The sequence below is a fragment of the Nonomuraea sp. NPDC003727 genome (assembly GCF_053586935.1).
The window spans coordinates 46810-72026 of record NZ_JBSFNE010000014.1; the positions used below are offsets into that span (position 1 = coordinate 46810).

The 25217-nt window shown below is 72.3% G+C and carries 21 protein-coding genes and 1 pseudogene; 18 read left to right on the top strand and 4 right to left on the bottom strand.

Annotated features, from left to right (window positions below; all coding sequences use genetic code 11):
• Positions 1 to 18: 18 nt before the first annotated feature.
• The 7 genes and pseudogenes from ACWDLG_RS32035 to ACWDLG_RS32065 all read left to right on the top strand — a co-directional run bounded on the left by ACWDLG_RS32035 (position 19) and on the right by ACWDLG_RS32065 (position 8999).
• A complete protein-coding gene (locus ACWDLG_RS32035) occupies positions 19 to 921 on the top strand; it encodes a hypothetical protein (protein WP_449927211.1) in 903 nt (300 codons plus the stop codon).
• Positions 918 to 2240: a DUF5691 domain-containing protein gene (locus ACWDLG_RS32040; RefSeq protein WP_449927215.1), complete on the top strand. Its 1323-nt coding sequence runs from the start codon at positions 918 to 920 to the stop codon at positions 2238 to 2240. The genes ACWDLG_RS32035 and ACWDLG_RS32040 overlap by 4 nt, the downstream gene beginning before the upstream one ends.
• Positions 2237 to 3304 carry an AAA family ATPase gene (locus tag ACWDLG_RS32045; protein ID WP_449927218.1) on the top strand — a complete coding sequence of 356 codons (1068 nt, stop codon included), beginning with the start codon at positions 2237 to 2239 and terminating at the stop codon, positions 3302 to 3304. The genes ACWDLG_RS32040 and ACWDLG_RS32045 overlap by 4 nt, the downstream gene beginning before the upstream one ends.
• A pseudogene (locus ACWDLG_RS32050) lies at positions 3301 to 5187 on the top strand (DUF5682 family protein); the annotation flags it as partial. The gene ACWDLG_RS32045 and the pseudogene ACWDLG_RS32050, both read left to right, overlap by 4 nt.
• Positions 5188 to 5352: 165 nt before the next feature.
• Complete coding sequence (locus ACWDLG_RS32055; RefSeq protein WP_449927737.1) at positions 5353 to 6558, top strand: DUF5682 family protein; 1206 nt, start codon at positions 5353 to 5355, stop codon at positions 6556 to 6558.
• Complete coding sequence (locus ACWDLG_RS32060; RefSeq protein ID WP_449927221.1) at positions 6551 to 7684, top strand: VWA domain-containing protein; 1134 nt, start codon at positions 6551 to 6553, stop codon at positions 7682 to 7684. Before ACWDLG_RS32055 ends, ACWDLG_RS32060 begins: the two co-directional genes overlap by 8 nt.
• A gap of 301 nt (positions 7685 to 7985) precedes the next feature.
• The gene (locus tag ACWDLG_RS32065; RefSeq protein ID WP_449927223.1) at positions 7986 to 8999 is read left to right on the top strand and encodes an aldo/keto reductase; all 1014 of its coding nucleotides are present in this window, start codon (positions 7986 to 7988) and stop codon (positions 8997 to 8999) included.
• 713 nt (positions 9000 to 9712) lie between these two features.
• Here ACWDLG_RS32065 and ACWDLG_RS32070 read toward each other — a convergent pair.
• Positions 9713 to 11149, bottom strand: coding sequence for an MFS transporter (locus ACWDLG_RS32070; protein ID WP_449927226.1), 1437 nt, complete (start codon positions 11147 to 11149; stop codon positions 9713 to 9715).
• Between the two features lie 119 nt (positions 11150 to 11268).
• On the opposite strand from ACWDLG_RS32070, the gene ACWDLG_RS32075 reads away from it, so the two are divergent.
• The gene (locus tag ACWDLG_RS32075; RefSeq protein ID WP_449927228.1) at positions 11269 to 11988 is read left to right on the top strand and encodes a TetR/AcrR family transcriptional regulator; all 720 of its coding nucleotides are present in this window, start codon (positions 11269 to 11271) and stop codon (positions 11986 to 11988) included.
• 572 nt (positions 11989 to 12560) lie between these two features.
• Here ACWDLG_RS32075 and ACWDLG_RS32080 read toward each other — a convergent pair.
• Positions 12561 to 13769, bottom strand: coding sequence for an ROK family protein (locus ACWDLG_RS32080; protein ID WP_449927231.1), 1209 nt, complete (start codon positions 13767 to 13769; stop codon positions 12561 to 12563).
• Positions 13770 to 13899: 130 nt separating this feature from the next.
• On the opposite strand from ACWDLG_RS32080, the gene ACWDLG_RS32085 reads away from it, so the two are divergent.
• The 7 genes from ACWDLG_RS32085 (at position 13900) to ACWDLG_RS32115 (ending at position 20985) form a co-directional block, all read left to right on the top strand.
• Entirely contained in the window at positions 13900 to 14982 is a 1083-nt protein-coding gene (locus ACWDLG_RS32085; protein ID WP_449927234.1) for a sugar ABC transporter substrate-binding protein, read from the top strand.
• 55 nt (positions 14983 to 15037) lie between these two features.
• Positions 15038 to 16012: an ABC transporter permease gene (locus ACWDLG_RS32090; protein WP_449927237.1), complete on the top strand. Its 975-nt coding sequence runs from the start codon at positions 15038 to 15040 to the stop codon at positions 16010 to 16012.
• The gene (locus ACWDLG_RS32095; protein ID WP_449927240.1) at positions 16009 to 16785 is read left to right on the top strand and encodes an ATP-binding cassette domain-containing protein; all 777 of its coding nucleotides are present in this window, start codon (positions 16009 to 16011) and stop codon (positions 16783 to 16785) included. Before ACWDLG_RS32090 ends, ACWDLG_RS32095 begins: the two co-directional genes overlap by 4 nt.
• Positions 16786 to 16849: 64 nt before the next feature.
• On the top strand, positions 16850 to 17725 hold the full coding sequence (locus tag ACWDLG_RS32100; RefSeq protein ID WP_449927243.1) for a sugar phosphate isomerase/epimerase family protein: 876 nt from the start codon (positions 16850 to 16852) through the stop codon (positions 17723 to 17725).
• Entirely contained in the window at positions 17722 to 18411 is a 690-nt protein-coding gene (locus ACWDLG_RS32105; protein WP_449927246.1) for a nucleoside/nucleotide kinase family protein, read from the top strand. The genes ACWDLG_RS32100 and ACWDLG_RS32105 overlap by 4 nt, the downstream gene beginning before the upstream one ends.
• A 184-nt stretch (positions 18412 to 18595) precedes the next feature.
• Positions 18596 to 19972 (top strand): MFS transporter, encoded by a 1377-nt coding sequence (locus ACWDLG_RS32110; RefSeq protein ID WP_449927248.1) that lies wholly within the window; start codon positions 18596 to 18598, stop codon positions 19970 to 19972.
• A gap of 8 nt (positions 19973 to 19980) precedes the next feature.
• A complete protein-coding gene (locus tag ACWDLG_RS32115) occupies positions 19981 to 20985 on the top strand; it encodes an enolase C-terminal domain-like protein (RefSeq protein WP_449927251.1) in 1005 nt (334 codons plus the stop codon).
• Between the two features lie 3 nt (positions 20986 to 20988).
• On the opposite strand, the gene ACWDLG_RS32120 is transcribed toward ACWDLG_RS32115, so the two are convergent.
• Positions 20989 to 21984 (bottom strand): NADP-dependent oxidoreductase, encoded by a 996-nt coding sequence (locus ACWDLG_RS32120; protein WP_449927254.1) that lies wholly within the window; start codon positions 21982 to 21984, stop codon positions 20989 to 20991.
• Positions 21985 to 22031: 47 nt separating this feature from the next.
• Between ACWDLG_RS32120 and ACWDLG_RS32125 the strand changes: the two genes are divergently transcribed.
• On the top strand, positions 22032 to 22445 hold the full coding sequence (locus ACWDLG_RS32125) for a MarR family winged helix-turn-helix transcriptional regulator (protein WP_449927257.1): 414 nt from the start codon (positions 22032 to 22034) through the stop codon (positions 22443 to 22445).
• 22 nt (positions 22446 to 22467) lie between these two features.
• Here the strand turns inward: ACWDLG_RS32125 and ACWDLG_RS32130 are convergent, their stop codons facing one another.
• Complete coding sequence (locus ACWDLG_RS32130; protein ID WP_449927260.1) at positions 22468 to 23901, bottom strand: LCP family protein; 1434 nt, start codon at positions 23899 to 23901, stop codon at positions 22468 to 22470.
• Positions 23902 to 24020: 119 nt separating this feature from the next.
• Between ACWDLG_RS32130 and ACWDLG_RS32135 the strand changes: the two genes are divergently transcribed.
• Together ACWDLG_RS32135 and ACWDLG_RS32140 are read left to right on the top strand one after the other, a co-directional pair.
• On the top strand, positions 24021 to 24215 hold the full coding sequence (locus tag ACWDLG_RS32135; RefSeq protein ID WP_449927262.1) for a hypothetical protein: 195 nt from the start codon (positions 24021 to 24023) through the stop codon (positions 24213 to 24215).
• A 54-nt stretch (positions 24216 to 24269) separates the two neighbouring features.
• A complete protein-coding gene (locus ACWDLG_RS32140; RefSeq protein WP_354907376.1) occupies positions 24270 to 25169 on the top strand; it encodes an alpha/beta hydrolase in 900 nt (299 codons plus the stop codon).
• Positions 25170 to 25217: the final 48 nt, after the last annotated feature.

Below are 25217 nucleotides of genomic sequence, written 5' to 3' on the forward strand. Positions count from 1 at the left end.
GTCGCTAGGGTGCGGCAGGTGAACGAACGGTCGAGCCACGCCGCCGCCGGCGCGCGCCACACGCGGGTGGCGGCCGGGCTGTCGGAGCTGGAGCGGTGGCTGGCCGACCAGGTGCGCCACGGTCTGGCCGGCGCGGGCGAGCGTGAGTGGGCGGAGCTGGCCAGGCGGCTGGTCGACGCCCAGGCGCCGGGCGTGGCGGGCGCCGTGGGGCGGCTCGGCGGGATCAGGGCCGCGGCCGGCTGGCCGGAGCGGCTGCTGGAGGAGTACGCGCTGCTCCACCTGCTGGCCGTCGGCTACCGCAGGTCCGGCGAGCTGCCCGGCGACCTGGCCAGGACGGTCCGCACCAGGGTGGGCTTCCCGATCCCGCGCGAGGAGGTGCTGGCCGGGCCCGGCGTACGCGACCTGTGGCACGTGGTCGGCAGGCGCGACGAGACGCGCGACCGGCTGGTGGCGCGGCGGGTCTGGCTGAAGGGCCGGGCCACGGGGCGGGCGGCGCTGGTGCTGACGTTCGCGCCGGTGGGTCACGCGCTCGACGACTCCCTGGCCACCGGCGACGTGGTCGACGCCTGCCTGGCCTTCTACCCGGGCGCCGCCCCGCTGCGGGCGCTGGTGTCGGCCCGGCACGACGGCCCCCGCCCGCCGTCGCCCCCGCCCGGCACGACCGAGCGGGAGGCGCTCGAGCAGGTGGCGGCGGCGCTGGCCGGCGATCCGTGGACCGAGTCGTGGCCGCTGGTCCTGGCGGGCGTCGTCCCTTCGGCGGGCCGGCTCGGCGGGCTGCGACTGCACCCCAGGCTGGAGACGCCGTGGCGGCTGATCGCCGTGTCGGGCGGCCGGCCACTGACCGTGGCCGCCGAATGGACCCCGCGCGGCCTGGTGCCGCTGACCGCCTGGGACGAGCAGGGGCAGGCGGTGATCCTGTGAGCGAGGCGTGGGAGGAGCTGGTGTCGGCCGCGCTGGTCGGCACCGACCGCCGGCCGTACCCCGGCGACCTGCTGGCCGACGCCGCCGCCGAGCTGGTCCGGCGCAGGGCGGGCCGGCTGCCGGAACCTCCGGAGGGCCCCGCGCTCACGCCCGCGCCCGAGGAGGACCAGGAGCAGGTCGGCGCGGCGGCCGCCGCGCGCCTGGCCAGGATCCTGGCCGGCGAGCAGCCGCGCCTGCTGCCCGAGTGGCTGGCCGTGGCGGCGGCGACCGGGCGCAGGGTGCCGCCCCGGCTGCTGCCCGAACTCCTCGACAAGGGCGCGCGAGACCGGTCGATCAGGCCGTCGCTGGGAGTGCTGGCGGGACGGCGCGGCAGGTGGCTGGCCGGGCTCAACCCCGCGTGGTCCTACCTGCTGGCCGAGCCGACGGGCGAGAGCTGGGAGCTCGGCGGTCACGGCGACCGCATGGCCTACCTCGGGGAGCTGCGCGCACGCGATCCCGCGGCGGCCAGGCGGCTGCTGGAGGAGGCGTGGGAGAAGGAGACGCCCGACGACCGGGCTGAGTTCCTGACCGTGCTGGGCGAGGGGCTGTCGATGGCCGACGAGCCGTTCCTCGAGAGCGTGCTCGACGACCGGCGCAGGGAGGTGCGCCAGCAGGCCGCCGACCTGCTCACCAGGCTGCCCGGCTCCCGGCTCGCGGCCAGGATGGCCGAGCGCGCCGCCCGCTGCCTGGCCGTACGGGAGGGCAGGATCGTCGTAGAGCCGCCCGCCGCGTGCGACCCGGGCATGGAGCGCGACGGCGTCAGGGCCAGACCGCCCCGGGGCACCGGCGAGCGGGCCTGGTGGCTGCAGCAGGTCGTCTCCAGGGCGCCGCTGCGGATGTGGGACCCGGCGATGCTCAGGATGACCATCCCCGCGTGGGACCGGGAGGTGCGCTCCGGCTGGGTGCGGGCCACCGTGCTGCAACGGGACCCGGTGTGGGCCAGGGCGCTGTTCGCGTGGGATCCGCTGGCCGACCTGCTGGCCGTGCTGCCGCCCGGCGACCAGGACGAGGTGGCCGCCGACTTCGTGCGGCGGCACGGCGTCGACGGCCAGATGATCATGGTGTTGGGCGGCGCCTCGGCGCCCTGGGGGCGTGGGCTGACGCACGCCGTCCTCACCAAGATCAGAAAGGTGGCCGCCACCCAGCCGTGGAACCTCGACGAGCTGGCCAGGATGGCAGGCGAGCGGATCGACCCCGCCGACCGCTTCCTGGCCGACGGGTTGAGCGAGGTCTCCGGCCTGCTGGGATTCCGCGCCGCGATGATGAAGGAGCTCACGTGACGACCGTTCTGCGACCGCACGCCGAAGACCACTACGCCGAGGAGCTGGCGCTGCTGGCCAAGGAGGACGACAGGGCCAGGCCGCCCGGCTGGCGGCTGTCGCCGTGGGCGGTCACCACCTACCTGCTGGGCGACGGCGACCGCATCACGCCCAAGTACATCGGCCGGCGCCGCATCGTCGAGGTCGCCGTCGCCACCCTGGCCACCGACCGGGCGCTGCTGCTGCTCGGCGTGCCCGGCACCGCCAAGACGTGGCTGTCCGAGCACCTGGCCGCCGCCATCAGCGGCGACTCCACGCTTCTCGTGCAGGGCACGGCCGGCACCGCCGAAGAGGCGATCCGCTACGGCTGGAACTACGCCAGGCTGCTGGCCGAGGGCCCCTCGCGCGACGCGCTCACCCCCTCACCGATCATGCGCGCGATGGCCGAGGGCAGGATCGCCAGGGTCGAGGAGCTCACCCGGATGCCGTCCGACGTCCAGGACGCGCTGATCACCGTGCTGTCGGAGAAGACGCTGCCCATTCCCGAGCTCAACCAGGAGATCCAGGCCAGGCGCGGCTTCAACCTCATCGCCACCGCCAACGACCGCGACCGGGGCGTCAACGAGCTGTCCAGCGCGCTGCGGCGGCGCTTCAACACCGTCGTCCTGCCCGTGCCCGCCAGCGCGGAGGAGGAGGTCGCCATCGTCACCCGCCGCGTCGCCGAGCTCGGCCGCTCGCTCGAACTCCCGGAGACCGCCGCCGACCTCACCGAGATCCGCCGGGTCGTGACCATCTTCCGCGAGCTGCGCGAAGGCGTCACCCACGACGGGCGCACCAAGCTCAAGTCGCCCAGCGGCACCCTGTCCACCGCCGAGGCCATCTCGGTGCTGACCAGCGGCATCGCGCTGGCCGCCCACTTCGGCGACGGCGTCGTGCGCGCCGCCGACGTGGCGGCGGGCATCGTCGGCGCGGTCATGCGCGAGCCGGTGTCCGACCAGGTGGTGTGGCGCGAATACCTCGAGACCGTGGTCCGCGAACGCGACGACTGGCGAGACTTCTACCGCGCCTGCCGGGAGGTGCCGTGACCGCCTCCGCGACCGTCTCGGTGCTCGGGATCCGCCACCACGGCCCCGGCTCGGCGCGTGCCGTACGAGAGGAGCTGCGCAGGCTCGAGCCCGACGCGATCCTCATCGAGGGCCCGCCGGAGGCCGACGCCCTGGTCTCCCTGGCGCCCGAGATGGAGCCGCCCGTGGCGCTGCTCGCGCACGCGGGCGACAGGGCCGTCTTCTGGCCCTTCGCGGTGTTCTCCCCCGAATGGCAGGCCATCCTGTACGGCACGGCGGCCGGGATCCCGGTCCGCTTCATCGACCTGCCGGCCGCCCACACCCTGGCCGCGCCCGGCACCGACGCGCACACCGACCCGCTCGGCGAGCTGGCCGCCGCCGCCGGCTACGACGATCCCGAACGCTGGTGGGAGGACGCCGTCGAGCATCGCGGCGACACGCCCTTCCAAGCGATCGCCGAGGCCATGACCGCCGTCCGCGAGGGACACCGGCCCGGCGAGCGGGAGGCCCGCCGCGAGGCCCACATGCGCCGATCCCTGCGCGCGGCGATCAAGGAGGGCTTCGAGCGCGTCGCGGTCGTCTGCGGCGCCTGGCACGTCCCCGCCCTGACCGGCCGGCTGCCGTCCGCGACCGCCGACAACGCGCTGCTGCGCGGGCTGCCGAAGGTGAAGGCCGAACTGACCTGGGTCCCGTGGACGTACGGCAGGCTCGCCTCGTGGAGCGGCTACGGCGCGGGCATCACCTCGCCCGGCTGGTACCACCACCTGTTCACCGTCCCCGACCGGCCCGTCGAACGCTGGCTCACCGCCGCGGCGGACGTCCTGCGCGAAGAGGGCAGGACCGTCTCCTCCGCCCACGTCATCGAGGCGGTACGGCTGGCCGAAGGGCTCGCCGCGCTGCGCGGCCGGCCGCTCGCCGGGCTCGGCGAGGTGACGGACGCGGTGCGGGCCGTGCTGTGCGACGGCGACGAACTCCTGGTCGAGCTGGTCCAGCGACGCATGGTGGTCAGCGACCGCCTCGGGACGGTGAGCGAGCGCACCCCGATGGTGCCGCTCCAGCGCGACCTGCGCGAACAGCGCAGGAAGGTGCGGCTCAAGGCCGAGCCGGGGGAGCGGGAGCTCGACCTCGACCTGCGCAGGCCGCTCGACCTCGCGCGCAGCCACCTCCTGCACCGGCTGCGGCTGCTCGGCGTGGAGTGGGGCCGGCCGGCCGAGACACGGGGGAAGGGGACGTTCAGAGAGGTGTGGCGGCTGGCCTGGCGCCCGGAGTTCGACCTGACGCTCATCGAGGCGGCCGCGCTCGGCACCAGCGTGGAGTCGGCCGCCACCCGCCACGCCCGCGACCTCGCCGCCGAGGCGGGCGACGGGGGACGGGACGGTGCGGGGCTGGATGGTTCCGCAACCGTGACCATCCCGCCGCACGAGGCCGGTCCGGCGTCTCCGGGAGGCGTCTCTCCGGGTGGACGGGTCTCTCCGGGTGGATCGGCGTCTCCGGGTGGACGGGTCTCTCCGGCAGGGCCGGCGTCTCCGGGTGGACGGGTCTCTCCGGGCGGGAGGGCGGGGCTGACCGGACAGGCGGATCCGGCCGGGTTGGCCGGACTGACGCTGCTGGTGGAGCGGTGCCTGCTGGCGGACCTGCGGGAGGCGCTGCCCGACGTGCTGGCGGCACTGTCGGCGAAGGCGGCGCTGGACGCCGACCTCACCCACCTCATGGCCGCCCTGCCCGCGATGGCCCGCGCCCACCGGTACGGCGACGTGCGCGGAACCTCGGCGGCTGGGCTGGCGGCGGTGGCCGAGTCGATGCTGGACCGGATCTGCGCGGGACTGCCGGCGGCGGTGACGGGACTGAGCGACGAGTCGGCGGCGGCCCTGGTCACCCACATCGACGCCGTCCACACCGCCGCCACCCTCCTCACCCCCGCCCCCTCCCCAACCCCCGCCCCCTCCCCAACCTCCGCCCCCTCCCCGGCCTCCGCCCCCTCCCCGGCCTCCGCCCCCTCCCCGGCCTCCGCCCCCTCCCCGGCCTCCGCCCCTTTCCCGACCTCCTCCGCCCCGGCCTCCGGCCCTTCCATGACCCCGCCGCCCTCCGCGACCCCCGGGTTCTCCACGGTCCCCGGGTTCTCCAAGGCCCCCGACCCCTCCAGGCCCCCCGACCCAACCCTCGCCCCCTCCACGGCCCTCGATCCCTCCAGCGCTCCGGACCCAACCCTCGCCCCCTCCACGACCCCCGCCCGCCCGACCGCTGCCGCACCTGCTCCCGAGACAGCCGTGCCTGCAGGACCCGCCGATGAGCAACCCCGCGGCACCCGACCTGCCCCCCATCGGGCGCTCGACGACAGGCTCACCCCTCCCGAACCCTCGGCTGCCCTGCCCGGCGGAGCTCGACCTGCCCCCCGCGGGGCGTTCGACGACAGACCCACCCCTGTCGAGCCCGCAGCTGCCCTGCCCGGCCGAGAACAGCCGGTTTCAGATCGGCCGGCGTCGGTGTCGCCTTCATCCGGTTCACCGGTGCCCGAGCGATCCGCACGCGAGCATTTCGGGTCTGACCGGCCCTCACCTGACCGGCTCTCATCCGACCGATCCGCAGGCGAGCATTTCCGGTCTGACCGGCTCTCATCTGACCGGCCCTCACCCGATCGATCCGCAGGCGAGCATCTCGAGTCTGACCGGCCCTCACCTGGCCGATCCTCACCAGACCGATCCTCACCCGATCGGCCCTCGACCGGGGGATTCGCGAACGAACCGGCCACCTCCGACCGATCTTCGTCCGACCTGCCGGGTGGCGGCGCATCCCCCAAGGCGTCGCCGAAGACCCGATGGCTGGCGACGTTGCACGCCGTGTGCGACCGCTCCGAGCCGCACGGCCTCATCGAGGGCCGTCTCACCCGCCTCCTCCTCGACGCCGGACAGCTCGCCCTCGACGACGCGAGCGACCGCATGTCCAGGGCGATGTCCCACGGCAACCCTCCCGCCAGGTCCGCCGCGTGGGTCGAGGGCTTCCTGGCCGGCGGCGCGCTCATGCTCGTCCACGACCCTCGCCTGCTGGCCCTCGTCGACGGCTGGCTGACGGGCCTGACCGGCGACCAGTTCACCGAGGTGCTGCCGCTGCTGCGCCGTACCTTCGCCGCCTTCGAGGCTCCGGAGCGGCGCGTGATCGGGGAGCGGGTGCAGGCCGCGGGCGCCGGTACGGCCGGTCGTCCGGTCGAGGTGGACGAGGGCCGGGCGGCGCCTGCCGTACGCACCGTGCAGATGATCCTGGGGGTGGCACGTGGATGAGCGGCTGCGCAGGTGGCGGCTGGTGCTGGGGGGCGGTGACGCCGACGGCACGGGGGTCGTGCCGCGCGGCGCCGACGCCCGGATGGACGAGGCGCTCGCCGCCGTCTACGAGAGCGAGCCGGACCGGGCCGGCGGGCTCGGCGCGTCGGCGCCGCGGGTGGCGCGCTGGCTGGGCGACATCAGGTCCTGCTTCCCTTCCACGGTCGTGCAGGTCATGCAGCGGGACGCCATCACACGGCTGAACCTCACCCGGCTGCTGCTCGAACCGGAGATGCTCGACGCCGTCGAACCGGACGTCCATCTCGTCGGCACCCTTCTCGCACTCAACAGGGTCATGCCAGACGAGTCGCGAGAGTCGGCACGCGCGGTCGTCCGGCGGGTGGTGGGCGAGCTGCAACGCAGGCTGACCGAACGCACCAGGTCGGCGATCGCGGGCGCCCTCGACCGGACGGCCAGGACCCACCGGCCACGCAACGCCGCCGACATCGACTGGGACCGCACGATCAGGGCGAACCTGCGGCACTACCTTCCTGACCGGCGCACCGTCGTGCCGTCCAAGCTGGTCGGCTACGCCCGGCAGCAGAGCGCCGTGCGGCGTGAGGTGGTGCTGTGCGTCGACCAGAGCGGGTCGATGGCGTCCTCGGTGGTGTACTCGGGGGTGTTCGGGGCGGTCCTGGCGTCGATGCGGTCGCTGAAGACGTCGCTGGTGGTGTTCGACACGGCGGTGGTCGACCTCACCGACCAGCTGCACGATCCGGTGGAGGTGCTGTTCGGCACGCAGCTCGGCGGCGGCACGGACATCAACAGGGCCCTCGCCTACGGTCAGGAGTTGGTCACCAGGCCGGCTGACTCCATCTTCATCCTGGTCAGCGACCTGTTCGAGGGTGGCGTGCGCCAGGAGATGCTGCGCAGGGTCGCGGCGATGACGCGAGCCGGGGTGCAGGTGATCGTCCTGCTGGCGCTGTCGGACGAGGGCGCGCCGTTCTACGACCACGACAACGCGGCGGCGCTGGCGGCGCTGGGGGTTCCGGCGTTCGCCTGCACCCCCGACGCCTTCCCCGACCTCATGGCGGCCGCGATCCAGCGGCAGGACCTCACCCAGTGGAAGGAACGCCACCTTCCCTGACGGCCCGGCCCTGACGGCCGGGGCCTCCGGGGCTTGACGGGCGGGCCGTTCGGATCCGGTCGTCGGGTGGCGCTCGCGATCGTTTACAGTCCTCGCCGTAAAGATCACAATGATGTGGAAGGCAATGCGGTGCCCGTCCTGGCGCCGCGGCGGGCGTCCTGAGCCCGTGGGCCTCCCTCCGGCTCGCCAGGCACTGCGAAGGACGTGGCATCGCCGCGGCGAGGATCAGGGACGGAGTCGGGGCGAACGCTGATGATCGACAGGGAGCGCGTCGACGCCCCTGCCATGGAAAGGACTGATCATGCGTTACCGGCTGTTCGGATCGACCGGCCTGCGGGTCTCGGAACTGTTCTTGGGCGCGATGACGTTCGGGGAGCAGGGCGGGGTGGGCGCACCGGTCGAGGAATGCCGCAAGATGCTGGACATCTACGCCGAGGCGGGCGGCAACGTGCTCGACACGGCGATCAACTACCGAGGCGGGGCCAGCGAGGAGATCCTCGGCGAACTGCTCGACGGCCGCAGGGACTCGTTCGTGCTGGCCAGCAAGTACACCGTCTCCCGCGACGGCGCCGACCCCAACGCGGCGGGCAACCACCGCAAGAACCTCACCGCCTCCCTGGAGACCAGCCTGCGCCGGCTGCGCACCGACTACCTCGACATCTACTGGGTGCACCTGTGGGACAGGCACACACCGGTCGAGGAGACCATGCGCGCCCTCGACGACGCGGTCCGCGCCGGGAAGGTGCTGTACGTCGGCATCTCCGACGCGCCCGCGTGGATCGTCTCCCGGGCGAACACGCTGGCCGAATGGCGCGGCTGGACCCCTTTCGCGGGGCTGCAGGTCCCCTACAGCCTGCTCAACCGCGACATCGAGCGGGAACTGCTGCCCATGGCCGAGGCGTACGGGATGACGGTGGCCGCCTGGAGCCCGCTGGCGGGCGGGGTGCTGTCGGGCAAGTTCGCCCAGGGTACGGCGGGGCCGGGCACCCGAATCAAGGCCGAGTCGATCAGCGCGCAGGACCTGGCCGTCGCCAACGTGGTGCAGGAGGTGGCCGAGGAACTGGATGTCACCAGCGCGCAGGTGGCCATCGCCTGGACGCGGGCCCGTTCGCGTGCCGTCCACCCCATCGTCGGGGCACGCACCGCGGCCCAGCTGGCCGACAATCTCGCCGCGCTCGACTGCGAGCTGCCGGACGCCGCGATGCGGCGGCTGGAGGAGGCCACCGGTTTCGTCGCCGGGTTCCCCCACGACTTCATCGCGCAGACCTCCGCCTGGGTGTTCGGGGAGTCCTCCCAGCGGGTCGACGGTCGCTGACCAGACGCCCGGAAGCTCCCAGGCGGATGCCGGGGGCTCCGGCGGATTTCGGCGGATGCCGGTGGATGCGCGACCGAGGTGTCTCGCGCCGCGCGGGGCTGTCTCGTCCACGCCGTCGTTCGCTGCCGAAGAGGGCCTCGGGAGAGGCGGCAGGGGGCGGCGCTTCCTGCCGGTCATGCCGTCCTGGCGCTTCACCCCGAGGGGCGTTCCTCGGGGTGGCCGCCGCCGGTCGACGAGGTCCGGCCCGGAACTCGGGCCACGAGCCCTCCGCACGAGGCCCTCGTATGCGGGCGGTGTCGCCGTTCTATCGGGCTTCTTTGGGGTGAGGCGGGCGGTGTCGCCGTTCCGTCGGATGTGTCTTGGGTGAGCCGGTGGTTCGGCGTCGTCGTTCTGCCGGGCTTCTTCGGGACGAGGCCGGCGGTGTCGCCCGCCGTTCCGTGGGGTGTCTTCCGGGCGAGGCGGTGGTTCCGCTGTTCCCGGTGGGTCTTCTTTGCCTGCGGCCGGTGCCGCTGTTCCGTTGGGTTTCTTCGGGGTGAGGCGGGCGGTGCCGCTCTTCCGTCAGCTTTGGGCGAGGCGGTCTGGGGGCTCGCTGTTCCGGCGGGCTTGCTTTGGGGCGAGGCCGCCGTACGCGGTCCGCTTCGCCGTACCGGAAGAAGGGGTGGAACGGCGAAGCCCCGTTCATGAGGTGACCGGGGCGCCTGCCGTGGCGGAGATCAGTGCATGGACTCCTCGCGAGCGTGGCGGGGCAGGAGGAAGGAGAGCGCGCAGGTCACGAGCAGCAACCCGATCTCCACCCACACCGTCACCTGCATCGCGTCGCCGAAGCTCCACTGGCTCTTGAGCAGGTTGAAGAACAGCGTGCCGAGCACGGCGGCGCCGAGCGCGCTACCGAGCTGCTGGATGGCGGTCAGCGTGCCGGAGGCCGAGCCGGACTCGTGCGGCTCGACGCCCGCCAGCACGATGTCGAAGAACGGGGCCATGGTCAGGCCCATACCGATGCCGACCAGCGCGAGGCCGGGAGCCAGCTGCCAGGCGCTGACGTCGAGTCCCGCGAGGTGGATGGTGAGGCCGAGCACGCCCGCGCCGGTCGCCATGACGGCGGTGCCGATCTGCAGGAGCGTACGGCCGAGCTTGGCGACCAGGGCCATCGCGATGCCGAAGCCCACGATGCCGCCGATCGCCTGCGGAAGGCTGGCCAGGCCGGCCTGGAACGGGGTGAAGTGCAGGCCCTCCTGGACGTACAGCATGAAGACCAGGGACAGGCCGATCATGCCGGTGAAGAACGACAGGCCCGCGACGAGGCCGCCGGTGAAGGCGCGCTTGCGGAACAGGCTGGGGGTGACCAGCGGGTCCTTGCCCGTACGCTGGCGGCGCGACTCGTAGGCGCCGAAGATCGCGAACATCACGATCGAGCCGGCCATCGAGACGAACGTCCAGGCGGGCCAGTCCTGCTCCTGTCCCTGGATCAGCGGGAAGATCAGCAGGAAGGCGGCGGCGGAGACGATCAGCATGCCGACCAGATCGAGCCTGGTGGCGTTGGACATGCGGAACTCCGGCAGGAACTTCAGCGCGGCGAGCACGGCGGCGACGCCGATCGGCAGGTTGATCAGGAAGATCATGCGCCAGCCCGTGCCGAACAGGTCGGCGTCGACCAGCCAGCCGGCCAGCACGGGGCCGCCGACGGAGGAGATGGTCATGACGGGGCCGAACATGCCGAACGCCTTGCCGATCTCCTCGGGCGGGAACATCTCCTTGATCAGGCCGAGGCCCTGGGGGATCATCACCGAGCCGAACAGTCCTTGCAGCACGCGGGCGGCGATCAGCATCTCGGGGCTGACGGACACGCCGCACAGCAGGGAGGCGGCGGTGAAGCCGAGGGCGCCGATCACGAACATGCGCTTGCGGCCGTAGAGGTCGCCGAGCCGGCCACCGGTGATCAGCCCGACCGCCATGGCGAGGGTGTAGCCGGAGATCAGCCATTGGATGAGGCTGGCCGAGCCGCCGAGCTCCTTCTGGATGGTCGGGGCGGCGATCTGGGTGATGAGCGCGTCGATCAGGTCCATGATCTCGGCGGCGAGGATCACGAAAAGGGCGGGCCAGCGCCACCGGTAGGCCACGGTGTCCGCCGTGGCGGAGGTGGTCGTCGTCATGGGGGGCTCCTGGGGGAACAATGTTCTGTATTCGAACCCCGTTCCTCAAGACGAACGGCGTTCGTTGGCAGACACTGTTCTATGTACGAACGCCGTTCGTGTCAAGTACATTGTTCGTCATGGAGCCACTGCCCGCGCCTCCGTGGCGGAAGACACGTACCCCCAAGCCGGTGAAGCCGCAGCTCACCCAGGACCTCATCGTGGAGACGGGGCAGCGCATCGTGGGCCGGGAAGGCCTCGACGCGCTGAGCATGCGCAAGGTCGCCCAGGAACTCGACACCGGACCGGCCTCCCTCTACGCGCACGTCGCCAACAAGGAGGAACTACTGGAACTGATCTACGAGCGGGTACTGGCCGAGATCGAGGTGCCGGCCCCCGAACCGGAACGCTGGGCCGAGCAACTACGCGAGACCGTGCTCACCATGCACCACGTGCTCAACTCCCATGGCGACATCGGGAGAGTGTCGCTGGCCAACGTGCCGATGGGGGCGAACTCCATGCGCCTGGGCGAGGGCATGCTGGCCATCATGATCGAGGGTGGGGTGCCGCCCCGGCTGGCCGCCATCGCGGTCGACCGGCTCGGGATGCTCGTCGCCGCCGACGCCTACGAGGGATCGCTGTACACCTCCCAGCAGCGGTCCAGCGGAATGGACGTCGAGACCTTCGTGGCCGACATGTTCACGCAGATGGAGGACTACCTCCGCAACCTGCCCCCGGAGCGGTTCCCGTATCTGACCCGGTACGCGGCGGAGATGGTGCGGCCGAGCGGGGAGGAGCGGTTCGAGCTCGGGCTGGACCTGCTGATCGCGGGGCTCGCGGCGCACGTCCGTTCCGACTGACATACCTACCCGGCGCCTCCCACGAGGCGGGGCGCCCGCGCCCAGGTGGGGCCGGGCGCTCTCCTCCGGAGGGTTCGGCCGGCCTCGGCGGCGGTGCCGCGCATGCGGGACGTGCGTGTCCCGGCGGTGCGGCGCGTACCGGTGTGGGTGTCGCGTCGGATCGGCGGCGGTGCGGCGCATGCGGGACGTGCGTGTCCCGGCGGTGCGGTGTCCCGGCGGTGCGTGCCGGCGTGGATGTCGCGGCGATGCGGCGCCTACCGGCACGGGTGTCCCAGCCGTGTGGTGCTGCCGACGTCTCGGCGGGTCAGGCGTCCCGGCGGTGCGGTGTACACCGGTGTGGTGTCTCGGCGGGGTGCGCGGATCGGCGGCGGGGCGGGCGTGCGTGTCCAGCGGTGCCGCGTGTGCCGGCGTGGGTGTCTGGGCGGTGTGGCGCGTGCCGGCGTGGGTGTCCCGGCGGGTATCGGCGGCGCATGCTTACGTGCGTGTCCGGCGGTGCCGCGCGTGCCCGTGTGGGTGTCCCGGCGGTGTGTGTCGGTGTGGGTGTCTGGGCGGTGCCGTGCGTGTCGGTGCGGCTACGGCGCCGCCCCGTCGACCAGTTCCTGCACGCGCTGCGGCGCGTAGATGCCGTCCACCAGCAGTTGCGCCAGCCCGAGGATCCCCGCGTGCGGGTCCAGCTCGCTGCGGACGATCTGCAGGTTGCGGGTGGCCAGCGGCAGCGAGCGCCGGTAGACGATCTCGCGGATCCCGGCGAAGAGCAGTTCGTCGGTGTGGGCGAGCTGGCCGCCGATCGCGATGACGCGCGGGTTGAACAGGTTGACGGTGTCGGCGATGGCGCCGCCGAGGATGCGGGCCGCGCGCCGGGCGAGCCGTACCGCGACGAGGTCGCCGCCGCGGATGAGGCGGACGGCGTCGTCGACGGTGTCCACCTCGCGCCCGGCCGCCTGGAGGTCGCGTACCAGGGCCCATCCTCCGGCGTAGGCCTCCACGCAGCCGGCGTTCCCGCACCGGCAGAGCGGGGGCTCGGTGGTGTCGTCGACGGTGACCTGGGTGTGGCCGACGTCGCCGGCCGCGCCGTCGGCGCCGCGGTGCACCTGGCCGCCCGCGACGAGGCCGGTGCCGACTCCGGTGCCCACCTTGACCATGAGCAGGTGGGGGACGTCCGGGTGGCGCAGGCGCTGCTCGCCGAAGGCCATGGCGTTGACGTCCTTGTCGACCAGGACGGGGCAGGCGTAGCGGGTGGCGAACCATCCGGGGATGTCGAAGCGGTCCCACCCGGTCATGATCGGCGGGCTGACCACGCGCCCGGTGGCGAAGTCGACGGGGCCGGGCACGTCGATGCCGATGCCGAGCACCGAGCTCGGCTGGTGCCGTCCTTCCTCGAGGATCTCGGTGAACAGCTCGTCGACGATGCCGAGGATGGTCTGCGGGCCCGCCGTCACGTCGGCGCGGGCCTCGCGTTCGGCCCGGACCCGCCCGCCCAGGTCGCACAGCGCGGTGCGCAGCCCGGTGGCGCCGATGTCGGCCACGAGCAGCACCCCGCGGTCGTGGTTGACGACGAACTGGCCCGCGGGCCGGCCGCGGGTGCGCGCGTCCTCGGGCGCGGGGACCAGCAGCCCGGCGGCGAGCAGCCCGTCGAGGCGCTGGTTGACGGTGGTGCGCGAGAGGCCGGTCCTGCGCATCACGTCCGTCTTGGTGAGGCCGTCGGACGCGCCGCGGAACAGGCTGAGGATCTCGCCCGCGCTGACTCCCCAACGCGGGACGGCGACGGTGGTTATGTCCACTGGACCACTGTAGCCATGGCTGGAACTAGACGTAAGTCAAGAAACTTTCGATTTCTAAAGTCAAAAGATGGGTTGTCCGATTTCAGAAGGCGGCTTACGGTCGTGCCATCGACGCTGAAAGGGGCATCCGATGCACGTCAACAGCAGAAACCGGCGAGCCGTGGCGATAGGCGCGGTCGTGGCCCTGGAGGCGCTCATGCTGGGAGCGTGCGCTTCCGGCCAGCCGTCCGGCTCGGGGACGAAGGTGGAGGCGGCGGGCGCGGGCGGCGGATCGATCGCCCAGGACAAGGCCGCCCAGGAGAAGTACGCCGCGGTGATCAAGGGTCTCGACAACCCGTTCTTCCAGGCCATGAAACAGGGCATCGACGACCAGGCCGGCGCGGGCGGCGTGACGGTCACCGTCCAGGCGGCCAACTCCATCACCGACACCACCGGCCAGGCCGACAAGCTGAACGGCCTCGCCGGGCAGGACTTCTCCTGCTACGTGGTCAACCCGATCACCGGCACCAACCTCATCCAGGGCCTCGCCCAGATCTCGGCGATGAACAAGCCCATCGTCAACATCGACAGCCCCGTCGACCCGACCGCGGCCAAGAGCGCCAACGTCAAGCTCGCCACCTACATCGGCACCGACAACGTCGAGGCCGGCAAGATGGCGGGGCAGCAGATGACCAAGCTGCTTCCCTCGGGCGGGAACGTCGCCGTCATCGGCGGCATCGCGGGCGACGTCACCAGCGGCGCTCGGGTGGAGGGCTTCCAGCAGGGGCTCGGCCCCAACCTCAAGGTCGTCCAGACCGTGGCGGCCAACTGGGAGCGCCAGGCGGCGCTCACCGCGGCGACCGACATCATGCGGGCGCACCCGGATCTGGCCGGCTTCTTCGCCGCCAACGACGACATGGGCCTCGGTGTCGCGCGCGCCGTCGCCAACGAGGGCAGGACGGGCAAGGTCAAGGTCATCAGCGTCGACGGCAACAAGGAGGCCGTCGAGGCGGTCAAGGCCGGAACGCTGAACGGCACCGTCTCGCAGTACCCGTACGCGATCGGCGTGATGGGCGTCGAGGCGTGCCAGGCCGCCACGGCGGGCAAGACGCTGCCGCCCACCGTGAAGGCGCCGATCGAGATGATCGTCAAGGACAACGCCGACCAGGCGCTGGCCACCGCGCCCAAGCCGTTCCAGGCCTACGACGACCCGTTCAAGGCCCTCACCCAGTAGCCGCACCACCGTCGCGGCGAACCGTCAGGAGCGCGGCGACACGGAGAGAACAGACATGGCAAACGCAACCCTCGCGGCGCCCGACCGCGAAGCCTGGTCCGCCCGGCTCAAGGACCTGGGATTCTGGGCCGAGTGGGCCGCCCTCGTCGGGCTGGTCGTCCTGGTGGTCGTCTTCCAGGTGCTCAACCCGACGTTCCTGAGCCTGGGAAACATCGCCTCCATGCTGGTGGCCGCGGCGATCCTGATCGTCCTGGCGGTGGGCCAGACCTTCGTCGTCGCCACGGCGGGCATCGACCTGTCGATCGCCTCCACCATGACGCTGGGCGCGGTCTCCTTCGGCCAGGCCTACGCCGCCGGGTGGGGACTCGTGCCGGCGTGCGTGCTGGGGATCGTCGCCGCCGCCCTGGTCGGCGTCATCAACGGGGTGATCATCGCCAAGGGCAGGATCACGGACTTCATCGTGACGCTGGGAACGCTGTCGGCGGCCTCGGGGCTCGCGCTCATCCTGTCCGACGGCAAGCCCGTGACCATCATCGATCCGGCACTGCTGCGCCTGTCGACCGGCGGCATCGGCATCTTCGGCTGGCCGTTCCTCATCGCGGTCGCGGTCGCCCTCGCGGCGCACGTGACGCTCTTCCACACCAGGTTCGGCACCCACCTGCTGGCCACGGGCGGCGCGCCGGAGTCGGCCACGGCCATGGGGATCAGCACCGCCCGCATCAAGATCGCCGTCTACACGGTCAGCGGCGTCCTCGCCGGGCTCGGCGCGATCCTGCTGGTGGCCCGGATCGGTGCCGCGGAGCCGGCCGCCAACACCTCCTTCCTGCTGAACTCCGTGGCCGCGGTCGTGCTCGGCGGCGTGAGCCTCTTCGGCGGGCGGGGCACCATCATCGGCCCGTTCATCGGCGCCCTGCTGCTGGTGGCGCTGGTCAACGGCCTCACCCTGCTCGGCGTCTCGCAGTTCTACCAGCCACTGGCCGTCGGCATCGTCGTGGTGCTGGCCGCACTCCTGACGAGGTTCCAGCGATGACCGTCCAGCCCGAGCCCGGCCCCATGACCGGCGACACCCTGCTCCGCTGCGAGAACGTCTCGCTGTCCTTCGGCAACGTCCGCGCCCTGGTGGAGGTCTCGCTGACGCTGAGCGCGGGTGAGATCACCGCCCTCGTCGGCGACAACGGCGCGGGCAAGTCCACGCTGGTGCGCTGCATCTCGGGGATCCACCGGCCGCACAGCGGGCGCATCGTCTTCGACGGCGCCGAGATCGACTTCCACTCGCCCGAGGACGCCCGTGAAGCCGGCATCGAGACCGTCCACCAGAACCTGGCGCTCGTCGAGGACCTCACGGTCTGGCAGAACCTCTTCCTCAACCGTGAGATCGTCCACCGGGTGGGCCCCGTGGCCCTCCTGGACCGGCGGGCCATGCAGTCCCGTGCCAGGGAGATGGTCTCCACGCTCGCGGTCAACGTGCCCGCGGTCCGCTCACGCGTCAGGCGGCTGTCCGGCGGGCAGCGCCAGGCCGTGGCCATCTGCCGCGCGGCGGGCTTCAGCTCCAAGCTCGTCATCATGGACGAGCCCACCGCGGCGCTCGGCGTCCAGGAGACCGCCCGTGTGGAGGAGCTCATCGTCAGGCTGCGCGACGAGGGGCACGCCGTCCTGCTCATCAGCCACAACTTCGCCCAGGTGATGCGCCTCAGCCAGCAGGTGTGGGTCATGCGCGCCGGCCGCTGCGTCGGCGGGCGCCGTACGGCCGAGACCACCGGCGAGGAGATCGTCGCCCTGATCACCGGTGCCGCGGCCAGGTGACCCCGCGGCCCCCGAGGGCAGCCGGGCAACGAGCCACGACCCCCGACAACCGACACGAGGAACCATGACCACCAAGACCAACCCGATCGGCGTGCACGCCCTGGTGTGGGCAGGCGACACAACCCCGGCGTCCATGGCGGCCGCGGTCGAGAAGACCAAGGCCGCCGGGTTCGACCTGCTGGAGATCTCCCTGCACGACTCGGCCAACCTCGACGTCGGCGCCACGCGGGAGGCCCTGCGCGCCGCCGGGCTGGGCGTGGCCTGCTCGCGCGGCCTGGCCTTCGACGCCGACGTCTCCAGCGAGGACCCGGCCGTGGTGGAGCGGGGCGACAAGCTGCTGCACGACTCGCTCGCCGCGACCGCCGCCCTCGGCGGCACCCACTTCACCGGCGCCCTCTACAGCGCCCTCGGCAAGTACGGTCACCCGCTCACCGCCGCGGGACGCCGCAACGTGGTGGGGGTGCTGCGCGGCCTGGCCAGGGAGGCCGGCCGCCGGCACATGACGCTCGGCCTGGAGATCTGCAACCGCTACGAGACCAACGTCATCAACACCGCGCACGACGCGCTCGTGCTCGCCGACGACATCGGCGAGGACAACGTGCTCATCCACCTCGACACCTACCACATGAACATCGAGGAGGACGACTTCGTCCGGCCCGTGCACGAGGTGGGCGACCGGCTCGGCTACGTCCACGTCGGCGAGAACCACCGGGGCTACCTCGGCTCGGGGCACCTGGACTTCACCTCGTTCTTCCACGCGCTTGCCGACATCGGCTACGGTGGGCCGATCACCTTCGAATCCTTCTCCTCGGCGGTCGTGATGCGCGGACTGTCCAACGACCTGGCCATCTGGCGCGATCTCTGGTCGGATGGCGAGGACCTGGCGCGTCACGCCCACGCCTTCATCACCGACCAGCTCCACACGAGCCGCTCGCGATGACGGCTCTCGACGATCTGGCGGAGCGGGCCCGCTCCCTCGTCAGGGACGGGCACCGCGCGCTGCTCGGCATCGCGGGAAGCCCGGGGTCGGGCAAGACCACGCTCGCCGAGAACCTGGTCGCGCTGCTGCGGCAGGCCCCTCCGGCCGGTCTGCCGCCGCAGGAGTGGGTGGCCTACGTGCCGATGGACGGATTTCACCTGGCCGACGTCGAGCTCGACCGGCTCGGACGGCGCGACCGCAAGGGAGCGCCCGACACCTTCGACGCCGCCGGCTACGCGGCGCTGCTCGCCCGGCTGAGGGACGACGAGGACGACGTGGTCTACGCGCCCGCGTTCGAACGCGACCTGGAGCAGCCGATCGCCGGCAGCATCCCGGTCGCGCGCTCGGCCAGGCTGGTCGTCACCGAGGGCAACTACCTGCTGGTCGACCAGGGTGACTGGGCGCGCGTGCGGCCCCGGCTGCACGAGGTCTGGTTCTGCGACCTCGACGCGGACGAGCGGGTGCGCCGCCTGGTGGCCCGCCACGAGCGGTTCGGCAAGGCCCACGACGCCGCCGTGGCCTGGGTGCTGGGCACCGACCAGCGCAACGCCGACCTCGTCGCCACCACCCGGGGTCGCGCCGACCTGGTCGTCCCCGCCACCGTCCTGCGCGCGATCGGAGACCCCGAGCAGGCACTGATCGACTGACGGCAAAGGCGCTGACCTGCCACGATCGGCCGCGACCCCCGACCCGCCACGACCGGCCACGATCGGCCCCGGGTGGCCCGAGGCGGGACGCGGATCGGCCGGGCCGGTGCCGCCGGTCGTCAGACCAAATGCCTAGGACCCCTGCCCGATGTGCCGGACCCCGCCCCACCCATACGTTTCCGGCATGAAAGCGACCCTTGACCCCGCTCCTCCCGTCAGTGTGGTGTCCAGCGCGTACCGGTCCCTCAGCTTCGGCCTGGTCGCGCTCGTCATGCTCGTGGCGTTCGAGGCGATGGCGGTGGCCACCGCCATGCCCGTCGTCGCCCGCGAGCTCGACGGCATGCACCTGTACAACCTCGCCTTCAGCGCCACCCTGGCCGCCAGCGTGATCGCGACCGTCCTCGGCGGCCGGTGGAGCGACGTGAAAGGGCCGTTGCCGCCCATCGCCGTCGGCGTGGTCACCTTTGTCGGCGGGCTGCTGATCGCCGGGTTCGCACCCACCATGGAGGTGTTCGTCGGGGGCCGCTTCATCCAGGGCCTCGGCGCCGGCCTGATCCAGGTTTCCCTCTACGTCCTGGTCGCCAGGGCATACCCGCAGGCGATGCATCCCAAGGTGTTCGCGTTGTTCTCGGCCGCGTGGGTCATCCCCTCGATGGTCGGCCCCGCGATCGCGGGCCTGGTCGTGGAGAACGTCGACTGGCGCTGGGTCTTCCTCGGCGTGGCCCTGATCGTGGTCCCGTCCGCCCTGGTGCTCTGGCGCGGTACGGCGGGCCTCCGGCTCGACACCGGCACCGCCGAGCCCGCCCCCGGCCTGGGCGGCAAGCTCGTCTGGGCGACCCTGACGGCCGTGGCCGCCGCCCTGATCCAGTACGGCAGCGCGCTGGCCCTCGGCGGCGTCCCGCTGCTGGTCGCCGGTGTGGTCCTGCTGGCCGTGGCGCTGCCCAGGCTGCTGCTGCCCGGCTCCCTCAGGTCCGCCCCCGGCCTGCCGACCGCGCCCGTGCTGCGCGGCCTGGCCTTCGGCTCGCTGACCGCCGCCCAGGTGCTGATCCCGCTCATGCTCATCAACGAGCGCGGCATGTCGCCGATCGGCGCCGGCGTCGTCCTGACCGTCGGCGCGCTCGGCTGGTCCACCGGATCGTGGGTCAAGGGCCGCGGCACCGTCGGCAACCTGGCCGCCCTGCGCGGCGGCGCCCTGATGATCGCCCTCGGCATCGCGCTGATCGCGCTCGTCCTGGTCGATGCCGTGCCCATCGCGCTCGCCTACGTCGCCATGGCGATCTCCGGCCTGGGCATCGGCGCCCTGCACCCGACGGTCTCGGTGCTGGTGCTGGAGAGGTCCAAGCCGGGCGAGGAGGGCCAGAACACCGCGGCCGTCGGCGTCGGCGAGTCCGTCTTCACCGTCGTGGCCGTCGCGGTCACCGGCGCCCTGTTCACCGCCAGCGGCGAGCACTACGTCGTCGGGTTCGCCTTCGCCTTCGCGCTCGCCGTCCTGGCCGCCGTGATCGCGCCCCGTTTGGCGCAGCCGGTTCCTCCGGGCACCATGGAAGGAGTCCGTTCTTAGGGGGAAACATGCCGCGAGTGCGCGAGCTGGAGGTCTTCCGGTTGGTCCTGCCGTACGGCAGGCGACCGGAGACCCTGCTCGTCCGGCTCACCGACCACGGGGGGATGAGCGGATGGGGCGAGATCGTCTCGCCCGAGCCGAAGCTGTGGGGCGCCCTGGAGGAGGGGCTGGCCGCACAGCTCATCGGCGTCGACTGGGAGCACCCCGACCAGGTGCCGGGCGGGGGCAGCGCGGTCGACATGGCGCTGTGGGACCTGTGGACCAAGATGCGCGGCGTGCCCCTGTCCCACGCGCTCGGCGGGGGCGGCACCTCACTCATGGCGACGGTCAGGCTGGGGCTCGACCCGTCCACCGAGAGCCTCGTCGCCCGGGTCAACCAGCAGATCTGCGGCGGCTACGCGCACGTGACGCTGGACGTGCGACCCGGGTGGGACATCGAGCCCGTGCGTGCCGTACGGCAGACCTATCCCGCCCTGAGCCTCGCCGTCGACTGCGGCGGCGCGTACACCTCCTCCGAGCAGCTGGCCGCGCTCGACGAGTACGGCCTGGAGGTGATCGAGCGGCCGTTCCCCCTCGACGACCCCTACGCCCACGCCGACCTGCAGGACAGGGTGCGCGCCTCGGTCGCGGTCGAGCCGCGCTCGACCGCCGAGCTCGACGACTACCTGACGCTGCGCGCGGCGAAGGTGCTGCTGCTGAGGCCGGCGGCGCTGCCGTCGCTGAGCGACGCCCGCAGGGCGCACGACCGCGCCGCGGCCGCCGGGTGGGACATCCAGTGCGCCGGAGGCCAGGGTGCGGGGCTGGCGCGGGCCGCGGCGGTCGCGGTGGCCAGCCTGCCGGGATGCACGCTGCCGTGCGACGTGACCCAGCCGCCGCGCAACGCGCAGATCGTGACACCGGCGGTCGGGGCGTCGGGCGGGGTGGTGGCGGTGCCGCTGACCCAGCCGGGCCTCGGGCACTCGATCGACGAGGAACGCGTGCGGCGGCTGGCGAAGGACTCCTTCCGCGCCTGACGGCTACACGCGGACGATCATCTTGCCGGTGTTCTCGCCGCGCAGCATCCCCAGGAACGCCTCGGGCGCGTTCTCGAGGCCGTCGACGACCGTCTCCTGGTAGGAGATCCTGCCCTCGCGCAGCCACCCGCCGATCTCCGTCACCATGTCGGACATCCGGTTCATGTGGTCGCTCACGATGAATCCGCGCAGCGTCAGCCGCTTGCCGATCGCCAGGGCCAGGTTGCGCGGGGCGGCGGGCGGCTCGGTGGTGTTGTAGGCCGCGATCGCCCCGCACATGGCCACCCTGCCGAAGGTCCGCAGCGACCCGATGGCGGCCTCCAGGTGGTCCGCGCCCACGTTGTCGAAGTACACGTCGATCCCGTCCGGCGCGGCCGCCCTGAGCTGCTCGGCCACCGGTGCCTGCCGGTAGTCGAACGCCGCGTCGAACCCGATGTCGCGCAGGTAGGCGACCTTCTCGGCCGATCCGGCGCTGCCGATCACCCGGGAGGCGCCCTTGAGCTTGGCGATCTGCCCGGCGATGCCGCCGACCGCCCCCGCCGCGCCCGAGACGAACACCGCCTCGCCCTCCTTGAAGGAGGCCACGTCGAGCAGCCCCACGTAGGCGGTCAGCGCCGTCATGCCGAGCACGGACAGGAACGCCGAGTTCGGCAGCCCCTCGACGGGTGCCACCTTCCTGGCGCGGGCGCCGTCGAGCACGGCCTCCTCGCGCCAGCCGAGCCCGTGCAGGACCAGGTCGCCGGGGGCGAAGCCGGGCGCGCGCGACTCGACGACCTCGCCGACCGCGCCGCCGTCGAGCGGCCGGCCGAGCTCGAACGGCGGGACGTACGACTCGACGTCGTTCATCCGCCCCCGCATGTAGGGGTCCACGGACATGAACTGGTTGCGGACCCTGATCTGGCCCTCCTCCAGCGCCTGGGCGGGAGCCTCTTCGAGCGCGAAGTTGCCGGTGGTCGGCCAGCCGGACGGCCGCGAGGCCAGGACGAACTGACGAGGCATGGTTGATCCCCCTAAATAGTTGAGATGCATCAACTATACTCAACGGCATGAGCGTGACACGGGAGGTCGTGGCCCTGATGGCCGAGGTGGCGGCCAGGTACAACGAGGCCTACGAGCAGGCGGCCGCCGACCGGCAGCTGACCGCGCTCCAGGCCAAGGCGCTGGTCCTGCTGTCACGCGAGCCGCTGCCCATGCGCCGCATGGCGGAGCTGTTCCGGTGCGACCCGTCCAACGTGACGGGCATCGTCGACCGGCTGGAGCGGCGCGGGCTGGCCGGACGGGTGGCGAGCCCGGCCGATCGCCGGGTGAAGAACGTCGCGCTGACCGAGGAGGGCAGGCGCGTGGTCGACGAGCTCAGCGGCACCCTCGGGTTCGCCGCCGAGCCGCTGGCCACGCTGACCGAGGCCGAGCGCGTCCAGCTGCGGGACCTGCTGCTGCGGACGCTCGGCCGCCACTCATGAGAAACGTCCACGTCTCTCATCACTAGGGCGCCGCGCAGCCGTCCGTGATGCCCTTGGGGGCGGCGACGTCGCGGGGCTTCGGCGTGGGCGTGCCGGACGGCCTGGCCGCGGGTGTGCCCGACGGCGTCCCCGATGGCGTGGCTGTGGGGGTGGCGGACTGGTCGGCCGTGGCGGCGCTGGGCCGGGGCCTGACCGAGTCGCGCAGCGCCTTGGCGGTCACCGCGCGGATCTTCACCCAGTCGGGGTAGCCGGTGTTGATCAGCGGCGGGACGAACTGCACGCTGGTCACCCTGGCGCTCTTCACCTTCAGCGCGAGCGGCACCAGGTGCTCCAGCACCGGACGGGGGATGTCGGTCCGCACCAGCTGCTTCGTCGCCGCGGCGATGCCGTTGAACCTCAGCAGCACCGTGGCCGGGTCGGCCTGGGTGAGCAGGGCGCCCATCACGCAGCGCTGCCTGCGCATCCGGGTGAAGTCGTCGCTGAAGGTGCGCGAGCGGGCGTACCACATGGCGTCGGCGCCCTTGAGCCGGCGCGTTCCCGCCTTGACCAGGCCCTCGTTGTACTTGCCGAAGACGACGTCCTGCTCGACGGTGAGCTCGATGCCGCCGATCGCGTCGATCAGCCGGGCGAAGCCCCACATGTTGACCAGCGCATACCAGTCGATCTTGAGGCCGAGGGTGTAGCCGATGGTCTCCTTCAGCACGTGCGGGCCCTGCCGCTTCTTGCCGCCGAAGATCTCCGGGTGCGCGTCGGCGTACTCCCAGACGCTGTTGAGCAGGTCACTGCGCCCGCCGTTCGCGTCGGGCGGCAGGCTGAACCCCTGGGGGAAGCGTTCGGCCATCGGGGTGCCGGGAGGGAAGCGGACGTCCTCCAGGTTGCGCGGCAGGCTGAACAGCACGGTGTTGCCCGACTTCACGTCGATGCTGGCCACGTGCATGCTGTCGGTCCGCACGCCGATCCTGTTGTCGTCGGCGTCGCCGCCGAGCAGCAGGACGTTGACCCGTGTCCGGTCCGCCCACGGGTCCTTCGGCGCCTGCTCGGCCGCCTGCGGCTCGGTGGGGGTGTCGAAGACGCTGTTGAGCGTCTGCTGGTAGACCCACACGTACTGCGCCGCGAGCCCGAACGGCAGGACCATCCCGACGGCCAGCAGTCCCGCGAGCGTGCCGCTGAGGATCTGCCCCGTCTGGGGCAGCCTGCCGGGAGCCAGCACCAGGTAGGAGTGCAGGATCAGGGCGAACCAGCCCAGGCCCAGCGCCACGACGGCGATGATGACCACGGTCAGCAGCGAGTCGGAGGTCAGCGCGCCCACCAGGTCGCCGTCGGCCGTCAGCACCAGCCACAGCAGGCCGAGCAGCAGCACGGCGTAGCCGATCAGCAGGGCCAGCCCGGTCCTGCGCCGGCCCGCCCGCAGGTGGGCGGCCCCCGGGGCGATCGCTGAGAGCAGCGTCCAGCCCACGACAGCGCCCGAACCGGCAGGTTTCGTCCTGTGCCCCACGCGTTACCCGCTTCCCCGTGCGCTCCGTCCTAGGCCGACGGGAGCCTACGGACTTGTACGAAATATCTACCTATGCGGGGGTGAACATCCAGCAAACCCTGCAGACCGAATATCATTCGGTCCATGCCCTGGCAGGCGGATTCGCCACCCTGATATTGAATCGCCCCGAACGCCGGAACGAGTTCACGAGGACCATGCGTAGGGAAATGATCGAAGCTTTTGACCGTTGCGATGCCGACGACCCGATGCGCGCCGCCCGGCCCGCTTCACCGTGAAGGCGAGCGAGGCGGATGTGCCGTTCTGGCCGGAAAATCCCTAGGGTGACTAGCGTGTACGAGACAACGGTCCTGAAGCTCCCCACCGACTTCGAGGGCGAGGTCGTGGCGACCCTCCTGGCCAGGACGGCCGGCTCGCGCCGCGCGGTCCTCTACCTCCACGGCTTCACCGACTACTTCTTCCAGGACCACCTGGCCGACTTCTACCTCGACCAGGGCTTCGACTTCTACGCCCTCGACCTGCGCAAGTACGGCAGGTCGCTGCTCCCGCACCAGACCAGGGGGCTGATCAGGAGCGTCACCGACTACTTCCCCGAGATCGACCAGGCGGTGCGGATCATCCGCGAGGGCCACGACCAGCTCGTCGTCAACGCCCACTCCACCGGCGGCCTGGTCGCCGCGCTGTGGGCCGACAGGGTGCGCGGCCGGGGCCTGTTCGACGCGCTGGTGCTCAACAGCCCGTTCTTCGACCTCAACGTGCCCTATCCGCTGCGGCTGGCCGCCGACCTGCTGAAGACGCCGCTGTCCTACACCACGCGGCCGCTGCCGCTCGGCCTCAGCACCGCCTACGGCAAGAGCATCCACCGCGACCACGGCGGCGAATGGGACTTCGACCTGCAGCTCAAACCCCTCGGCGGGTTCGACGTGCACGCCACGTGGCTCGCCGCGATCCGCAGGGCGCAGCGCCGCCTGCACGGGGGGCTCGCCGTCGACGTCCCCGTGCTGGTGATGGCCGCCTCGACCGGCCTGCGCGTGCGCGACTTCGTGCCCGAGGCGCGCTCGGCCGACGTGGTGCTCGACCCGCGGCAGATCGCCCGCTGGTCCACCTCGCTCGGCCCGCACGTCACCTGCGTACGCGTCCAGGACGGCATCCACGACCTCGTGCTGTCGGCCGAGCCCGTGCGCAAGCAGGTCTTCGACCAGATCGAGCGATGGCAGCGCGCCTACCTCTGAACCACCGGAACAGGCCCGGCGCGACGGGAGGCCCCGGCCACCGGGGAC

Coding starts and splice junctions, on each gene's coding strand:
- ACWDLG_RS32055 (WP_449927737.1), top strand. CDS start 5,353: ATGACCCCGCCGCCCTCCGCGACCCCCGGGTTCTCCACGGTCCCCGGG.
- ACWDLG_RS32065 (WP_449927223.1), top strand. CDS start 7,986: ATGCGTTACCGGCTGTTCGGATCGACCGGCCTGCGGGTCTCGGAACTG.
- ACWDLG_RS32070 (WP_449927226.1), bottom strand. CDS start 11,149: ATGACGACGACCACCTCCGCCACGGCGGACACCGTGGCCTACCGGTGG.
- ACWDLG_RS32075 (WP_449927228.1), top strand. CDS start 11,269: ATGGAGCCACTGCCCGCGCCTCCGTGGCGGAAGACACGTACCCCCAAG.
- ACWDLG_RS32085 (WP_449927234.1), top strand. CDS start 13,900: ATGCACGTCAACAGCAGAAACCGGCGAGCCGTGGCGATAGGCGCGGTC.
- ACWDLG_RS32090 (WP_449927237.1), top strand. CDS start 15,038: ATGGCAAACGCAACCCTCGCGGCGCCCGACCGCGAAGCCTGGTCCGCC.
- ACWDLG_RS32095 (WP_449927240.1), top strand. CDS start 16,009: ATGACCGTCCAGCCCGAGCCCGGCCCCATGACCGGCGACACCCTGCTC.
- ACWDLG_RS32100 (WP_449927243.1), top strand. CDS start 16,850: ATGACCACCAAGACCAACCCGATCGGCGTGCACGCCCTGGTGTGGGCA.
- ACWDLG_RS32105 (WP_449927246.1), top strand. CDS start 17,722: ATGACGGCTCTCGACGATCTGGCGGAGCGGGCCCGCTCCCTCGTCAGG.
- ACWDLG_RS32110 (WP_449927248.1), top strand. CDS start 18,596: ATGAAAGCGACCCTTGACCCCGCTCCTCCCGTCAGTGTGGTGTCCAGC.
- ACWDLG_RS32115 (WP_449927251.1), top strand. CDS start 19,981: ATGCCGCGAGTGCGCGAGCTGGAGGTCTTCCGGTTGGTCCTGCCGTAC.
- ACWDLG_RS32120 (WP_449927254.1), bottom strand. CDS start 21,984: ATGCCTCGTCAGTTCGTCCTGGCCTCGCGGCCGTCCGGCTGGCCGACC.
- ACWDLG_RS32125 (WP_449927257.1), top strand. CDS start 22,032: ATGAGCGTGACACGGGAGGTCGTGGCCCTGATGGCCGAGGTGGCGGCC.